This window comes from Bacillus sp. SH5-2 (assembly GCF_008368905.1).
Classification (GTDB): Bacteria; Bacillota; Bacilli; order Bacillales; family Bacillaceae_G; genus Bacillus_A; species Bacillus_A luti.
The window spans coordinates 50,881-64,969 of record NZ_QOSD01000004.1; the positions used below are offsets into that span (position 1 = coordinate 50,881).

The window sequence follows — 14,089 nt, forward strand, 5'->3', positions numbered from 1 at the left end:
TTTCCCGGTATCTTTGGTGCTTTTAAATGCATTATTTATTGTCCATTATTGACAGGAACCTCTCCTGCATTCCCACCACTATTCGGTGGGGTTGTCGCTGGTGGAGTTGGGTTTGTATTCCCTTGGCCTCCTCCGCTATTTGGCGGCGTTGTATTCCCTTGATTTCCTCCGCTATTCGGCGGCGTTGTATTCCCTTGATTTCCTCCGTTATTCGGCGGTGTTGTATTTCCTTGATTTCCTCCGTTATTCGGCGGTGTTGTATTTCCTTGATTTCCTTCGTTATTCGGCGGTGTTGTATTTCCTTGATTTTGTTCATTTTGTTTCTTTTGTTCTTCTTGTTTCTTTAATTCTTCCTGTTTCTTTTGTTCTTCTTGCTTACTTTGCTCTTCTTGTTTCTTTTGTTCTTCCTGTTTCTTTAATTCTTCTTGCTTTTTCTCTTCTTCAGTTTTTTGCTGTTGATCTTGCTTTGGTTGTTCCGTTGTATCCGGTACGCTCGTATTTGGAGAGGAATCACGTTTCTCACCTTTTATACGCAATTCACTACCTTCTTGAATAACACTACTTGGCATTTTAAAGCGTGATTTATCTGTAGCCATCTCGCTCATCATTTCTTTAAAGATCAACTGAGCAATTTTCGTATTTTTACTACTAATATACTCTTCTTTACCATCTTTCATATATCCAGTCCATACTGCCATCGTATATTGCGGCGTATAACCTGCAAACCAACTATCACGAGTTGCACTTTCTGGAATGTTATATTTCGCTAATTGTCTTGGATCATAGTTCGTTGTACCTGTTTTACCAGCTACATCTAAAGAACTTATATTTGCTGCTGTACCAGTACCTGACGTAACTACAGAACGAAGCATATCGGTAATCATATACGCTGTATAATCTGACATAACTTGTTTTGGTTTTTGTCCAAAGCTTTGTGACTTACCATCTGGATAAACTACTTTCTTAACGAAATGTGGCTTCGTATACTTACCATCATTACCAAACGCCGCATAAGCACCTGCTATTTCAGTTGGCGATACTTCATTCGTACCAATAGCTGTAGATTCATCCGGTGTTTTCTTTAATGGGATACCTAATTTCTCGGAGAAGTCTTTTGATTTACTGCTTCCGACTTCTTTTGCAGTTTTAATTGCCGGAACATTTCGCGACATTTTTAATGCTTCACGCATTGTAATTGGGCCTAAATGACTTCTGTCTGCATTCCTAACTTCTTGTCCAGTTGAGTATTTAAATGGAGAATCATCAATTTGATGATATGTAGCCCATTTTAAATATTCAATAGCAGGGCCATAATCATAGATTGGCTTCATTGTCGAACCAGCTGCACGATCTAATTCAATCGCCATATTATGCCCTTTAAATACTGCTTTATTTTCACCGCGTCCACTACCTATAGCACGAACTTCTCCTGTTTTCGTATCCATAAATGTGAAAGCCCCTTGGAATTTCTCATTTGGATAATTAATAATATTTGTATTCAAAATATTATCAGCTAATTGCTGTGCTTTCGGGTCTAATGTTGTATAAATTTCTAAACCATCAGATCCAATATTTACATCTGGTATTTCCTTTTCTACTTCTTTCACTACTGCATCCATAAATGCAGTATGTGGCATTGCTTGTAGTTCAGTTGCTGGCTTAAGTCCATCTGTTACTGGAACTTTTGATGCTTTTTCCATTTCTTCTTTTGTAATAAAACCATGTCGATTCATTAAGCCTAGAACTACATTTCTTCTTTCTGTTGCCCTTTGAACATTTTCTGGTTTCGTTGGATCGTAATTGTTTGGTGCTTTCGGTAAACCTGCAAGCATCGCAACCTCTGGCAATGTTAACTCTTTTAATTCTTTATCATAGTAGTTTTGCGCTGCCGTTGCGATTCCATATGAACGATTTCCTAGATTTATTTTATTTAAGTACATTTCTAATATTTCATGTTTTGAATACTGCTGTTCTAGCTTATACGCTAAGTATACTTCTTGTGCCTTACGCTTTGGTGTTTTATCCATAGATAAGAAGTAATTCTTAATAACCTGCTGCGTTATCGTACTTCCACCTTGAGAACCATAATCTCCTTTAAGACTAACTAACACCGCACGTGCAGTACCTTTATAGTCCACGCCACTATGCTCATAAAAACGAGCATCTTCTGTCGCTAAAAAGGCGTTTTCTACCAATTTAGGAATTTGATCATACGTTACATTCGTCCTTTTTTCTTTCCCATATTCATATACCAAATCGCCATTTTTATCATAAATTTTTGAGGATAACGGATTAACAAGTTTTGCTTTCTCAAGTTTTGGTGCGTCCTTAATCATTACGAAAAAGGTAGCAACCCCCGCCACTAAACCAATAATACCAAGCAATAAACAACTAATTAAAAACTTACGAAAAAATGATGTTTTACCTTTTGGTTTTTGATTTTTAGAAGCTGGCTGTTTTTTCTTTTTAACTTGTCGTCGCTCCTCTCGAGAACGATAATTTTCTGACATGTTACTTTCTCCTGCCTTTCAATTCTCCCGTTGATTTACTTGAAAATATTGAGGTTACTTTCTAAAAAATTTAATTCAGAAAGCACATTGACCTGGAGCATTCAATATTTTCCCAATTCACAGATTATAACTTTTAGAATACTTCTTATACAAGCTATTTTCACTTCTATTTTTCCTAATAATGCTGCCCCTTCAAGCATAGAATGTAAAAAGTGAATTTTTAATACCTCGTATAAATAATAAACCTTTTTTTCAAATGGTCAATATTTTCTTATTTATAAATCAAAGGTGAAATAAAAATAGCACAACGATATGTACTTCGTGTGAACTTCCTTATAATTACGTATAACGAACATTTAATATATTGCATATAAGTATAATACCTCTTTAATTATTACAATTTCAATACCACAATCCCAATATTTACAAGAGATCAACAAAAATGAAAAGTAAGGAGTTGCGTAATGATGAAGTTATCTCCCATTATCTCAAAAAGTATAGTTGCTGTTGGCTATAATCCTTTATCTATGATTTTAAGAATTCAACTTAAGAATGGTATGTATGATTTCTTTAACGTACCAGAAAATATTTACAACGGTTTATTAAACGCACATTCCAAAAGTTATTATCATAATACTTATATTAAAAATTCTTACCGCTACACAAAAATTTAAACTTAAACACCATATAAAAAAGAAAGGAGGAGAATTCCCCCTTTCTTTTAAAAAGATTTTCACGAACTGGTTACCTTCTATTTCTCCTATTAATCTCATCATATGCTTGAATTTGTTTTTTCAAACGCCGATCGGCTTTTTTTTCATGTACAACAAAAATTGCATGTATAACTCCTGGTACCCAAAATATTAATGTTAATATGAAATTTATTATTGCTTGAAATGGCTTTCCGCAAAATAATACCGCTACAGGTGGAAGAAAAATTGCTAGCAAATACATCATCACTTGAAAACTCCTTGTTTTATATTTTTTATTTCTCTTCTTTTCATGCACTAACCAACCCGATTATTTGGGTATTTCATACATATCAAAAAAATTAAAAACTTCTTTACTGGTATATATTCTATTCATATGAAAGAAAAACCTACTACATCAATTTTATCCCGTCGTAAAACTGAAATTTTACATACTTTCTTTAAATGGATATTTTAACACCTTGATTGTTTTCCACACTCTCTTCTCCCTCTATTATAGTTAATCCAATTGCAGAAATAACAGTTCCGATTGCTTGTATCCAAATACCAATGAGTGCTATTATCCTCTCATTCTTCTTATCCATAATACTGTCTTCATTTTCAACTTCATCCTTTGATAAATTAATAATGCCCTGATACGCTTGAAGCCCAGCCCCCAAACTTTGCATAGAATTGCCTAGAATAATGATTCTTTGTATAGCTTTTCTCTCCATCAATGCTGCTTCTACTCCTAAAAAAGCACCAATTGATTGTAAACTGTTCCCGACTATTATAAGATAATCATTCTCTTTCAGTTGTTCGTTTATATTAAAATACGTTCCGATTACATTCGATATATTTCCTAATGCTAATAATTCAATTCCCATTTTATCAAGTATTTTACTTCTATTTTCCAAACCTATATTTTGATTTTCTTTTTCCCCTTCATCTTCACTACAATTAATTTCCACCATTTGCAATATATATCCAAGGGCTTGTAATGAGCTTCCTACAATAACAAGATCCGATTCAATTTTTTCTTCTCCATTAAATCCTCTTGTTGTTCCGATAGCCGCTGTAAGATTTCCACCTACTTGAAACCATGCCCCTGTCACTTTTAAACTGCGCAGATTCATTTTTATCACCCGTACCAAAATTTTCTACTGCTTTCGAAGTAAACAAATGTCGCCCTTAATCTCTTATTTTATTTTGCACATGTAATTTTGTGCATTCTATAGTGTGTTAATTATACAAAAAAAGCACCTTTACGGTACTTTTTTATCAACACATTTCTCAATGAAAATATAAGCAGTTAAAAACATTTATATCATTCAATATATACTTATTTTTGATGCTATCCTGGGCACGTCAATGAATCCCCATTGTTGTCTAATGTTATATTTAATATATATTGAATTGCTTTATGTGACCACATTTCAGGTGTAGGTGATTCATTTACATATTGTGGTGCACATGAATACAGCATCGGGGTCTTAATGCTTCCTCCTGGATCTAAAGCGACAACAGCCATTCCACGAGGCAATTCCAGTGCCATAGATTTCGTAATACCTTCAATTGCAAACTTTGAGGCACAGTACGGTGCAAGCTCAGCCTCACCTTCTCTGCCCCAACTAGAACTCATATTAATAATAATCCCTTCTTTCCTAGCTACCATCGCTGGGACAAATGCTCTTATTACATTTACTACACCATTAACGTTTATATTCATTACATTATCAAATTCACTAGCTGTAACTTTCCAAATTGGTGCATTTTGATTAACAATTGATGCATTATTTATTAACAAATCGGGGGTCCTATATTTATGAAGTACATAACTTGCCCAACTACTAACTTGCTGAGAATCTGAAACATCAATGATTTGAAAATCATGTGTATTACCGTAATATTTTTTTAGTTCTTCAATTTTATCTTTTGAACGTCCACATCCACATATATTCCATCCCAATTCGTGAAATCTTTCAACCATTACGCGTCCTAACCCTTGCGTCACTCCTGTAATTATTACAAGTTTCCTAATTTCGTTTTGCTTCAATTCCCCCGCCTCCCTTTCCATATTTTACTCTCTTCACTTTCATTCAGCCATTTACTAAAGTATCAACTCACTTCATACTTTAGTAGCATCTTTGAGATTGTAAAAAAAAAGAATAACCATAGTGGTTACTCCTGTTTATATATCCATAAATTCAATATTACTTTTAATTCCCCCACATTTCTCACACTGAAAAATGCGAGCTACACCTAATATATCAGTTTAAAAACCTCGTTATCTTGCATCTTAATAAAACTATATTTATGTTTATAGTACGATTCACCCCAAAAATCCCCAACACAAAACAGTCCACTGTCATACAAGAATCTTCATCTAACCTATTTACATACTTTTATGTAAATACTCAATTTCATTTTGTAACTTTTTGAATTGCTCAAAATGCATGGTAATAGATTGATTACTACTATAATCAACATTTTGCTTCACTAATAAAACACCAGTATCATGAAAAATCACTTCGAGATCTTTCCTAATAGATACTTTCGTAATATGTGCTGTTTTAATTGCCGATAAAATCGCTATTTCATTAAACTTTAATTTTATTTCATTTGGACAAAATGCTTCTTCAACCAATATAACTTCATTGCTATAAATAAGCGCAACAAGAGGACTTGATTTTGCATCTGTTAAATCCACTTTTTTTATAACATTATTCATAACATTTTGCCTCCTTTTGTTTTCGTATATATTAATTATACAAATTTAATCTTTGAATTACTTAACCTTACATTAATTTTAACACACTTTTATAAAAGGATTAAACGGTAATTCAAATGTTTTACTATTCCACAATTTTTGTTAAATGAACCATTTGGACTATAGCTCCATATATTATTGTTAACAATCAATTGTAAAGCAGGTGAAAATTATGCCATCAGTTGTAGGGAATTTAGTTGTACAAAATAGTAACGGTTCATTTAACTTAGGTGATTTCTATAACGTTTCTCCGAAAGAAAATACGAAAGCTTATAATGGATCTGGCGCATCGAATGTTGGTTTTGTCGTTAATACTTTTAGCGGTGTTAGTGCGACTAATACGTTTGATTCTGACCTTGCAGATCAAAACCAAGTAGGCACCGCCTAACGCTATATTTTCATCATTTTGTTTAGGATTTTTAAATTTGTCTATACTATAATCAGGCTGTTATACAGCTATTGTTGATTTTTGGAGTACCCTATCTTTTCTCCCTTTCCCTGGGGCTCAGCAGCTAGTATGAAGCTAGCTGCTTTTTCGTATAATTTTTTCTTTTTTCCTTATTCATCAACAAAAAATTAAATATTACATTTCAACTTCTTGCACGTTAATAATATCCGTACCATTAAATACATACGTTTTATAAAAAGCGTCTGTACATATTACAATCTGCTTGACCGGATTTATATGTACGACTGTCATATAGCTTGTTAATATGTAACCATCTTCAAAATATGTAACCAACATCTCTTTCTCAGACAATAATGAAGTTAACAATTCATCAGAAATTTTTTCTTTCGCTTCGTTTGTTAAAACCGGCTTTTTTACTTTTAGTTTCTCGCCAATAATCTTTCGCACACTTAACAATTGTTCCGACATGACTGTAAATGGAACCCACTCTCTTTTTTCTTTCTGCACCTTTACTTCATTCATTTCTTTATCTCCTTGATCATTTATCTATTCTATTTCAAATATATTGTTCCTCAATCATTTTTTCGTAATTACTAAGATTGTATGTATTTCTAAATTATAAAACGTCCTTACGCAAGGAACGTTTGTTCTAATTATACACGAACATATATTCTTTTGAGAAGAGGCATGCTTATATTTTTTTATTAAATATAATTTTTATCATGGAATTATACTTATACCCTTCGTTTCATTTTCCTTTTTCAAACAAAATTTTTCCACTCCCCAAATTAAGTACATGTAATAACGACAAAAGCGACTTCACTCAGTGTGAAATCGCTTTTTCTAATACTTGATGTTATCAACATTTATTTTTCTATCCTAACTAGTGTTCTTTCTGGAATACAAATTTCATCTATACTAAAATGATTTATTTTCAATTTCAAATCTCCTACTCGTTCCTGATCTTCATCACCAACCCAACAACTAAATAATTCAAAATATTCCCCCTCATTTGAATATCCTTCCATAATCGAGCGTAAAGTTAAAAGCTTTTCTTTAGCTTCTTGCTTCTCCTTTAATGTTTGCCACTCAACTATTTCAATTCCCCAACCAGATGAAACTTCATACGTATAATTTGTTTGGAACTGAAATTCTTGCACAACTTCAAGTGCACTATCATCTGAAAAACATGGTCCAAAAACAATTAGATTATTAGAATCTGGATCAGTTAACGGAATTTTAACGTTACAGCCTATATAACTTGCTAAACTCATTTTTTGCCCCTCCAATATTCCTTAAAAAACTATTTTCTAATATATTTATTTACTTAAATATAAAGTCCCTGCCTATACTACAAAGTTTTGATCTTTTTGTATTAACCATCCTTACACAAACACATATATTATAATGAACGAACTCACAAAACTTAAGAAACTTATAACGTAACAAAATCGATTCTTTATAAGTTTCTATGAAAAGAGAGCAATAGCAACACTCTCTTTTCGTACATACTCGATTAAATATGTTTAGGCTGTATTATTATATGTAACTCTCTCTCTGTTTCTGCTTTTTTCGGATGACGAAAATACTCCAGTTTATATTTTACCACTTCATATTCAACCATCCCGATTTTTATCCCTTTCGTTTCTTTTAATATCACCATTAAATCACTTATATTTTCATCATAAGATTCAAAAACTTTCCCTCCGCCTTCTCTTTGAAAAATGACTTTCATAATATCTCTCCTAGCTTAATTTATTTAATAACTAGTTGAATTAAAAATAAGCATTCTTTTTCATAGAATGCTCAGCTTGTCATTTCCTATAACGGCAATATTTTTTCAATACAATTATATGTATTATTCTTCAAATAATGTTTATCCACTTCAAGAAAATTAATATATTTGATTTATATTTAATAAAATTAATTAACTAAAACATTATAATACCAACAATCTATAAAACAATTATTTTCTCCCCTTTATTTATATCCATAATTTTACATTGTAATTCTTAATATTAAAATGTAATATTGTATTGTCTTACTATCTATTTATAACTCACACACTAATTAGAAAAGGGAACTCTATATGAGTTCCCTTTTCTAATTTATTTCTTTTCTAGAAATTCAAATGTATCTTTAAATTCCTTATCATTTACCTTAATATCAGCAGCTTTCAATAAATCAGTGACTACTTGTTGTTTCCATTTACCTGTCGTATCTTGTAATCTTTGTTCTTCTAAATCTTTACGGATTTCACCCTTTACTTCATCAAACGGCTTCAATTCTTTTTTATCAGTCGCTTTAATAATATGGTAACCGTAAGTAGTTTTAATTGGCTCACTTACTTGTCCTGCATCTAATTTATACGCAGCTTCCTCAAATTCTTTCACTGTTTGTCCAGGAGCAAAACCAGGTATTTCCCCGCCCTGTTCTTTTGAACCGGTATCTTCTGAATATTGCTTCGCTAAAGCAGCAAAATCTTCACCATTATTTACCTTTTCTTTCACTTCTTTAGCAGTCTTTTCATCTTTTACTAGTATGTGACTTACCTTCATTTCTGGTTTATAGTTCTCTTTTACATCTTTTTCTGTAACAGTCTCTTTAATCGCTTTCTCAAATGCAATTTCTGGCTTCATTTTCTCTTTTAATTCATCTTCATTTTTCAATCCTAATTGCTCTAAAGTCGATTTAAAGTTGTCGCCCATTTTCTCTTTCGCTTCTTCTACTTTCTTTTGTGCTTCTTCATCTGAAACTTTATATTTATCTAGCAGTGCCTTACTTAACATCATTTGATATAAAGTACTTTCACCATATTTTTCATGCAACTCTTTACTTAACTCTTTCTCTGAAATGTTTCCTACTTTTGATGTTACTACGTTGTCAGAGGAACCACATGCAGATAATGCCAACACTACGCATGAAATAATCGTTCCCAAAAATAGCTTTTTCTTTTTCAATTCAAATACCTCACTTTTATCAATATGTAAAAGTAACTATACACTGCTATTGTGAAAACAGTGTGTTTTCTACATGTAATTCATTTCATTTGAATCGAATATGCTCTTTTACCTTCTAATGTTAATAGTCTTCCTATTTTATTACTAAGAAGACTATTTACGTATACATTAAAACACATTTAATTACTGACTGAAAAAATGTGTTTCTAGTATCCAATGCTTTTGCCTTATATTCACCTTCTTTTTCTTCTTTCACACACACGGAATGATTTTGATCCAGCTACTCCCCTTATTATTCATACATTCAGGCTCTTCCTAGTAATTCGCTCTGTTCCCAACATAATATTGCTTGACTACTGCATGTCCACTATGCTAGTTTGATTTACTTAATTCGAATCTATAAACCAAGAAAGTGACTTGTTTCCTATTAATTGATTTACATCACATTTTCCAATACCAGAAACATTTCCAGAATCCGTATATTGCCAAATATCACATGGGTATGCTGGCTTATTTCCTCCATAACGAGGAATCCAAACGAAATCAGCCTCAATATTTCGTGCTCCAAATGATACATACGTGTGATGCCCTACATATAACCCTACTTTTTCCGCACCTAAACGACGTAATTCATCTATAAATGCTTGAGTTCCCCCTTGCATATCTACCATCGTTTGAACTTCTACATCCGCCACCCAAAACTTAGCAGATTTATCACCACGATTCCAAAAATCTTGCGCTTCTTTCTTTGCGTCAGCAATAGATATAAAACGGCAAAATGCATAATTACCAAATGGAATACTGCGCTTTTTCATTTCATTCACATAGCTTGGATACATAAAATCCACCGTGTTTGAGCCATCTTGAACTCTAGCAATAACTAAATCTAGCTGAGGTGCTGCAATATCCCAATTAATAGTTCCGTTCCATTTTGAAACATCTACAATAAAACCCATTCAATTCAACTCCTTTTTATTATCATATTCAAAGCTTTTTTTATTGTAAGTCCCATATGCCTAAAGCTAGCAGTCTATTATGTAAATAAGGAGAATCATTATTATTTTTTTCAAAAATATATCCTTTTCACATTATTACAATCAACTTTACTAAAATTACATATTATATTAATACACCTATTCACCTGAATCATATATCACACTCAATATTAGGAGCTGATTTCATGGAAAAAAAACCTATCGTATTCAAAGTTCCACCGAATTCAAAACTAAAAGTTACATTTTTCGGTCCTTGTAATGAAGTAATTACAAATGTTTCTATAATTAATCAACTTCGCATCCCTAAATGCCAAACTATCACTCAATACCCAGACTATAAGAAAGATGAAATCGAAGTACAATCCCTATCCCGTTGTTAATCCACATAATTCACAGTTTTACAGCTTAGATACTTCGATAATTTTGAAGGATACAATTCATTACTAGGCTTTAATTACTCATTTCTTGATATTCCATTGATAATTTATTGATTCCTTACACGTTTTCATTAAATGCACATATATTATCGTATGGAGATTATCCACTCATAAAACCTATCTTTCTTTAGAGCGTACTTTTTATGTATGCTCTCTTTTTGTTTAACCATCATCCATATTCCTCTGTACATATAAACTTATTCACCATTTATTTTTTCATGAATGTTACAATTGACTATTGCTAATGCGCAACCTAAACGGTATGCTAATGCGCAACCTAAACGGTATGAATACGAATAAAACCCTTTATTCGTATTCATACCGTTTTTTTAATTAGAAGCGCATTTTACATTTGTTAGCTAATTTTCTACAAAAATGCTTTTTTCAACTTTGTATTTTCATGATCCTGAAAGCACGGAATTATGCTCAAATAACAATATATTTAATTAATTCACTTATATATATTAGAAAAACAATAAAAACCCCTCACCATTTGATGAGGGTCTTAAAACATTCTACAAAACATCTAATCTTCAGCTTCATTTAGTTGGAGAAGGAAATCTCGCTGCCTCAAAGTGAACCGTATTAAAACCATTAACATTTTGTACAATTACACCAGCAATGCTACTCTCTGCAAATACTTCAACGAAATCCCCTGCTTCTAATTGAAGAATAGAAGTTACTGAGACATCATTATTAAAAAATACCCCTGTCCCAAAAAAGTCATTGTCTATCGCTATTGCTGGATTTCCATTCACACGAATTTCAACTCTAGCTCTGTAATTCACAGTAATATCATTTGGAGAAAATGTTATATTCCCCAATACACTATAGACCCCTCTAGTTTTCGGAATAAAAGTAGACGCAGCTGGATTATATTCATTTGCTAAATCAAATTGCTCATTTTGAAATAATACTTTAACAGAAGTATTTGCCGAAACAGGTTGATTCATTGTATTAACAGCTCTAAATGCAGACGCCCTTACAAGCTCGTCCTTCTTATCATCGCAACAATTCACTTTTACATACTTCCTATCACATTGACTATTTTTCCTAAAACAGTCATGACTTTGCTTTTTGTATTCTTTACAATACTTACAGTAATAATAAGACGTAGTAAGTCCCCCTTTAAACTTATTATTATATAATATGTAAAATAGATTAGAATTGTTTGGACAAACTATTACTATTTTTAATAAAAGGTAAAACTCATGATGAGGCTTTACCTTTTATCTTCTGTATACTCATTATTTAATTGGAGAAGGAAATCTTGCAGCTTCAAAATGTGCACCATCTTCTAAAGGACTTAAAACCCCATCTATACTACTTTGCGCATAGACCTCTACTTGATCTCCTTCATTCAATTGAATTATCGTCGAAACACTTACTACATTTCCAAAACTTATCGGACCAAAAAAGTCATTATCTATAGCTATTGCAGCGTTTCCATTCACACGAATTTCTACACGCGCTCTATAATTTAAGTTGAGATTGTTTGGAAAGAAACCAATTGTTCCAATAATAGAATAAACCCCTCTAGTCTTCGGAATAAAAATAGACGTTGCCGGATTATACTCATTTGCTAAATCAAATTGTTCATTTTGGAACAATACCTTTACAAAAGTATTAGCAGGTACCGTTTGATCCACCGTATTTCTAGCTCTAAATGCAGATGCCCTTACAAGCTTGTCTTTGTTGTCATTGCACTTACTTGTGTTCTTACAACAGTCATGCTGTTTCTTTTTGTACTCCTTACAATATTTACAATAGTAATAACAAGACATACTAGTTCCCCTTTCATGTTTATTACTGCATATTATGTAAGAGTGATTAGTAATGTTTGGACGAGCTAATATTTTTTCTAGTAAGGGTGCCCTATACTTGCACCCTTATATTTTTATATACAACTAGATTCCTTACAGTTTATAAATTGTATACAGTTCCGTATGGAATAGTAAGAAAAGAACTTCCGTACGGTGTTATATGATGCACCGGGTAATAATACTCCACGGATGAATAATACGGTTGTACACCTTGCTGCATTTGTAGTGCTTGTTGAACAGCTTGAATTGTACTTTGTGCCCCGCTATACGTTATTGACGTACCATATGCTGGTCGCATGCCAGTTTGAGAAAACAAATATGAATTAAACATTATTTCAACCCACTTCCATATTAAATATTACTAAGTATGATATGCTTCTTTATTTCAGTGAGTGCTACAAGCTAGTCCGCCAGCTTATATTCAATTATTATATTAATAATGAATCAAAACTAAGAAGTTTCATTTATACATCAACAAAAAAATATTCACACATATCATTTCCGCGTACTTCCCCTTCACCTAAAATTGAACTAACTGAATTACACCCGTCTAAAGTTGAAATTAACTCCGCTTCACTTCTAAATATAACAATTCCAACATTTAAATACCGGGATAAAATACGATAAATTTGATCAATTCCCCCTCTAATTACATATTTCAATTACAAGTTTCATAATGAATTTATGTGTAAACAATTTTCGGACACTTTTTTGACTACATTATCTTCAAATAACAAAATAAAAAAGCAGCTGTTAGGCTACTTGTAATTCTTATTATCCCCAAATGAAATGATATGTATATTCTCCCGTTACAAGTTCATTAATTCCAGCTACCCTAACGAATCTCATTACGTCCGCCCCTTGAAGAAAATACACCGAAATCGTAACCGGTACTTGTGACCACATGGATTGATAAAGCTCATTCACTCTCTGATTTGTTGAAACGATTAAATCATTTACAGGTCCATGATTCCATGCAGAGGTTTGAACTGAAGTGAACGGAAGGTCTTTCCCATTAACCACTATTCTTACCACACTTTGAGTTATGTCCACAATAATCCCCTCCACCATTACAAAAATTGGACCTATTTCTTTATTCATATTGTTATAAATATTCTTGACTGCAATTAATGTTTAAGGCAAATCCCTATTTTCCATTTAAAAAACTTGAGTTCTACACCATCCCTTTTTCACATATCTTCTTTCATACAATTTTTCGTTTAAAATTACCTTAAATCTTGCTCAAACAACCTAATCACAAGAAAAACCCCTTTATAATACAATTAAGTAATTTATAGGGTTGTTATTCATGACAGATACATTAAGATTCATTATCTTTATTATTGTTGCAATTGGTGCAATTATTAACTTATACCTAGAGTTTAAAAGACCGAAAAAGTATATTATCAATTATTTTTCTATCGATACTCCTCATTGGGGCTTCAGGATTAATCAAAGATATTTTATCCCGACTTTTATAAAACTCAATATTCCAT

Annotated in this window: 18 protein-coding genes and 1 pseudogene; 3 read left to right on the plus strand and 16 right to left on the minus strand. The window is 32.3% G+C overall.

Features of this window, described 5'->3' with window-relative positions; all coding sequences use genetic code 11:
• Nucleotides 1-35: 35 nt before the first annotated feature.
• Nucleotides 36-2,510: a transglycosylase domain-containing protein gene (locus DN410_RS03575; protein ID WP_149175382.1), complete on the minus strand. Its 2,475-nt coding sequence runs from the start codon at nt 2,508-2,510 to the stop codon at nt 36-38.
• Between the two features lie 464 nt (nt 2,511-2,974).
• Between DN410_RS03575 and DN410_RS03580 the strand changes: the two genes are divergently transcribed.
• Entirely contained in the window at nt 2,975-3,184 is a 210-nt protein-coding gene (locus tag DN410_RS03580) for a KTSC domain-containing protein (protein WP_149175383.1), read from the plus strand.
• 70 nt (nt 3,185-3,254) lie between these two features.
• Here the strand turns inward: DN410_RS03580 and DN410_RS03585 are convergent, their stop codons facing one another.
• The 4 genes from DN410_RS03585 to DN410_RS03600 form a co-directional block, all read right to left on the minus strand.
• Nucleotides 3,255-3,467, minus strand: coding sequence for a YqaE/Pmp3 family membrane protein (locus tag DN410_RS03585; protein ID WP_000990214.1), 213 nt, complete (start codon nt 3,465-3,467; stop codon nt 3,255-3,257).
• A gap of 193 nt (nt 3,468-3,660) precedes the next feature.
• Nucleotides 3,661-4,335 carry a DUF6944 family repetitive protein gene (locus tag DN410_RS03590; protein WP_149175384.1) on the minus strand — a complete coding sequence of 225 codons (675 nt, stop codon included), beginning with the start codon at nt 4,333-4,335 and terminating at the stop codon, nt 3,661-3,663.
• Between the two features lie 218 nt (nt 4,336-4,553).
• Nucleotides 4,554-5,276, minus strand: a complete 723-nt coding sequence (locus DN410_RS03595; protein WP_149175385.1) for an SDR family oxidoreductase — start codon at nt 5,274-5,276, stop codon at nt 4,554-4,556.
• 318 nt (nt 5,277-5,594) lie between these two features.
• Entirely contained in the window at nt 5,595-5,930 is a 336-nt protein-coding gene (locus DN410_RS03600; RefSeq protein WP_001066875.1) for a hypothetical protein, read from the minus strand.
• Nucleotides 5,931-6,141: 211 nt separating this feature from the next.
• Between DN410_RS03600 and gerPF the strand changes: the two genes are divergently transcribed.
• Entirely contained in the window at nt 6,142-6,357 is a 216-nt protein-coding gene (gene gerPF / locus DN410_RS03605; RefSeq protein WP_001141569.1) for a spore germination protein GerPF, read from the plus strand.
• A 195-nt stretch (nt 6,358-6,552) separates the two neighbouring features.
• Here the strand turns inward: gerPF and DN410_RS03610 are convergent, their stop codons facing one another.
• The 5 genes and pseudogenes from DN410_RS03610 to DN410_RS03630 form a co-directional block, all read right to left on the minus strand.
• On the minus strand, nt 6,553-6,900 hold the full coding sequence (locus DN410_RS03610) for a YolD-like family protein (protein ID WP_149175386.1): 348 nt from the start codon (nt 6,898-6,900) through the stop codon (nt 6,553-6,555).
• A 344-nt stretch (nt 6,901-7,244) separates the two neighbouring features.
• On the minus strand, nt 7,245-7,652 hold the full coding sequence (locus DN410_RS03615) for a hypothetical protein (protein ID WP_149175387.1): 408 nt from the start codon (nt 7,650-7,652) through the stop codon (nt 7,245-7,247).
• A 242-nt stretch (nt 7,653-7,894) separates the two neighbouring features.
• Entirely contained in the window at nt 7,895-8,113 is a 219-nt protein-coding gene (locus tag DN410_RS03620; RefSeq protein ID WP_000864295.1) for a hypothetical protein, read from the minus strand.
• A gap of 373 nt (nt 8,114-8,486) precedes the next feature.
• Nucleotides 8,487-9,338 (minus strand): peptidylprolyl isomerase PrsA, encoded by an 852-nt coding sequence (locus DN410_RS03625; protein WP_149175388.1) that lies wholly within the window; start codon nt 9,336-9,338, stop codon nt 8,487-8,489.
• Nucleotides 9,339-9,727: 389 nt separating this feature from the next.
• Nucleotides 9,728-10,294, minus strand: a pseudogene (locus DN410_RS03630) (glycoside hydrolase family 25 protein); the annotation flags it as partial.
• A gap of 224 nt (nt 10,295-10,518) precedes the next feature.
• On the opposite strand from DN410_RS03630, the gene DN410_RS03635 reads away from it, so the two are divergent.
• Entirely contained in the window at nt 10,519-10,713 is a 195-nt protein-coding gene (locus DN410_RS03635) for a hypothetical protein (RefSeq protein WP_149175389.1), read from the plus strand.
• Between the two features lie 254 nt (nt 10,714-10,967).
• Here DN410_RS03635 and DN410_RS28300 read toward each other — a convergent pair whose 3' ends face one another.
• From DN410_RS28300 to DN410_RS03660, 6 genes are all read right to left on the minus strand, one after another.
• Nucleotides 10,968-11,090, minus strand: coding sequence for a hypothetical protein (locus tag DN410_RS28300; protein WP_255446653.1), 123 nt, complete (start codon nt 11,088-11,090; stop codon nt 10,968-10,970).
• 219 nt (nt 11,091-11,309) lie between these two features.
• Nucleotides 11,310-11,921 carry a hypothetical protein gene (locus DN410_RS03640; protein WP_149175390.1) on the minus strand — a complete coding sequence of 204 codons (612 nt, stop codon included), beginning with the start codon at nt 11,919-11,921 and terminating at the stop codon, nt 11,310-11,312.
• Between the two features lie 96 nt (nt 11,922-12,017).
• Nucleotides 12,018-12,554 carry a C1q-like domain-containing protein gene (locus DN410_RS03645; RefSeq protein WP_149175391.1) on the minus strand — a complete coding sequence of 179 codons (537 nt, stop codon included), beginning with the start codon at nt 12,552-12,554 and terminating at the stop codon, nt 12,018-12,020.
• Nucleotides 12,555-12,693: 139 nt separating this feature from the next.
• The gene (locus DN410_RS03650; RefSeq protein ID WP_149175392.1) at nt 12,694-12,924 is read right to left on the minus strand and encodes a DUF3947 family protein; all 231 of its coding nucleotides are present in this window, start codon (nt 12,922-12,924) and stop codon (nt 12,694-12,696) included.
• A 133-nt stretch (nt 12,925-13,057) separates the two neighbouring features.
• Nucleotides 13,058-13,255: a hypothetical protein gene (locus tag DN410_RS03655; protein WP_149175393.1), complete on the minus strand. Its 198-nt coding sequence runs from the start codon at nt 13,253-13,255 to the stop codon at nt 13,058-13,060.
• Between the two features lie 112 nt (nt 13,256-13,367).
• On the minus strand, nt 13,368-13,721 hold the full coding sequence (locus DN410_RS03660) for a hypothetical protein (RefSeq protein ID WP_370456768.1): 354 nt from the start codon (nt 13,719-13,721) through the stop codon (nt 13,368-13,370).
• Between the last annotated feature and the right edge of the window lie 368 nt (nt 13,722-14,089).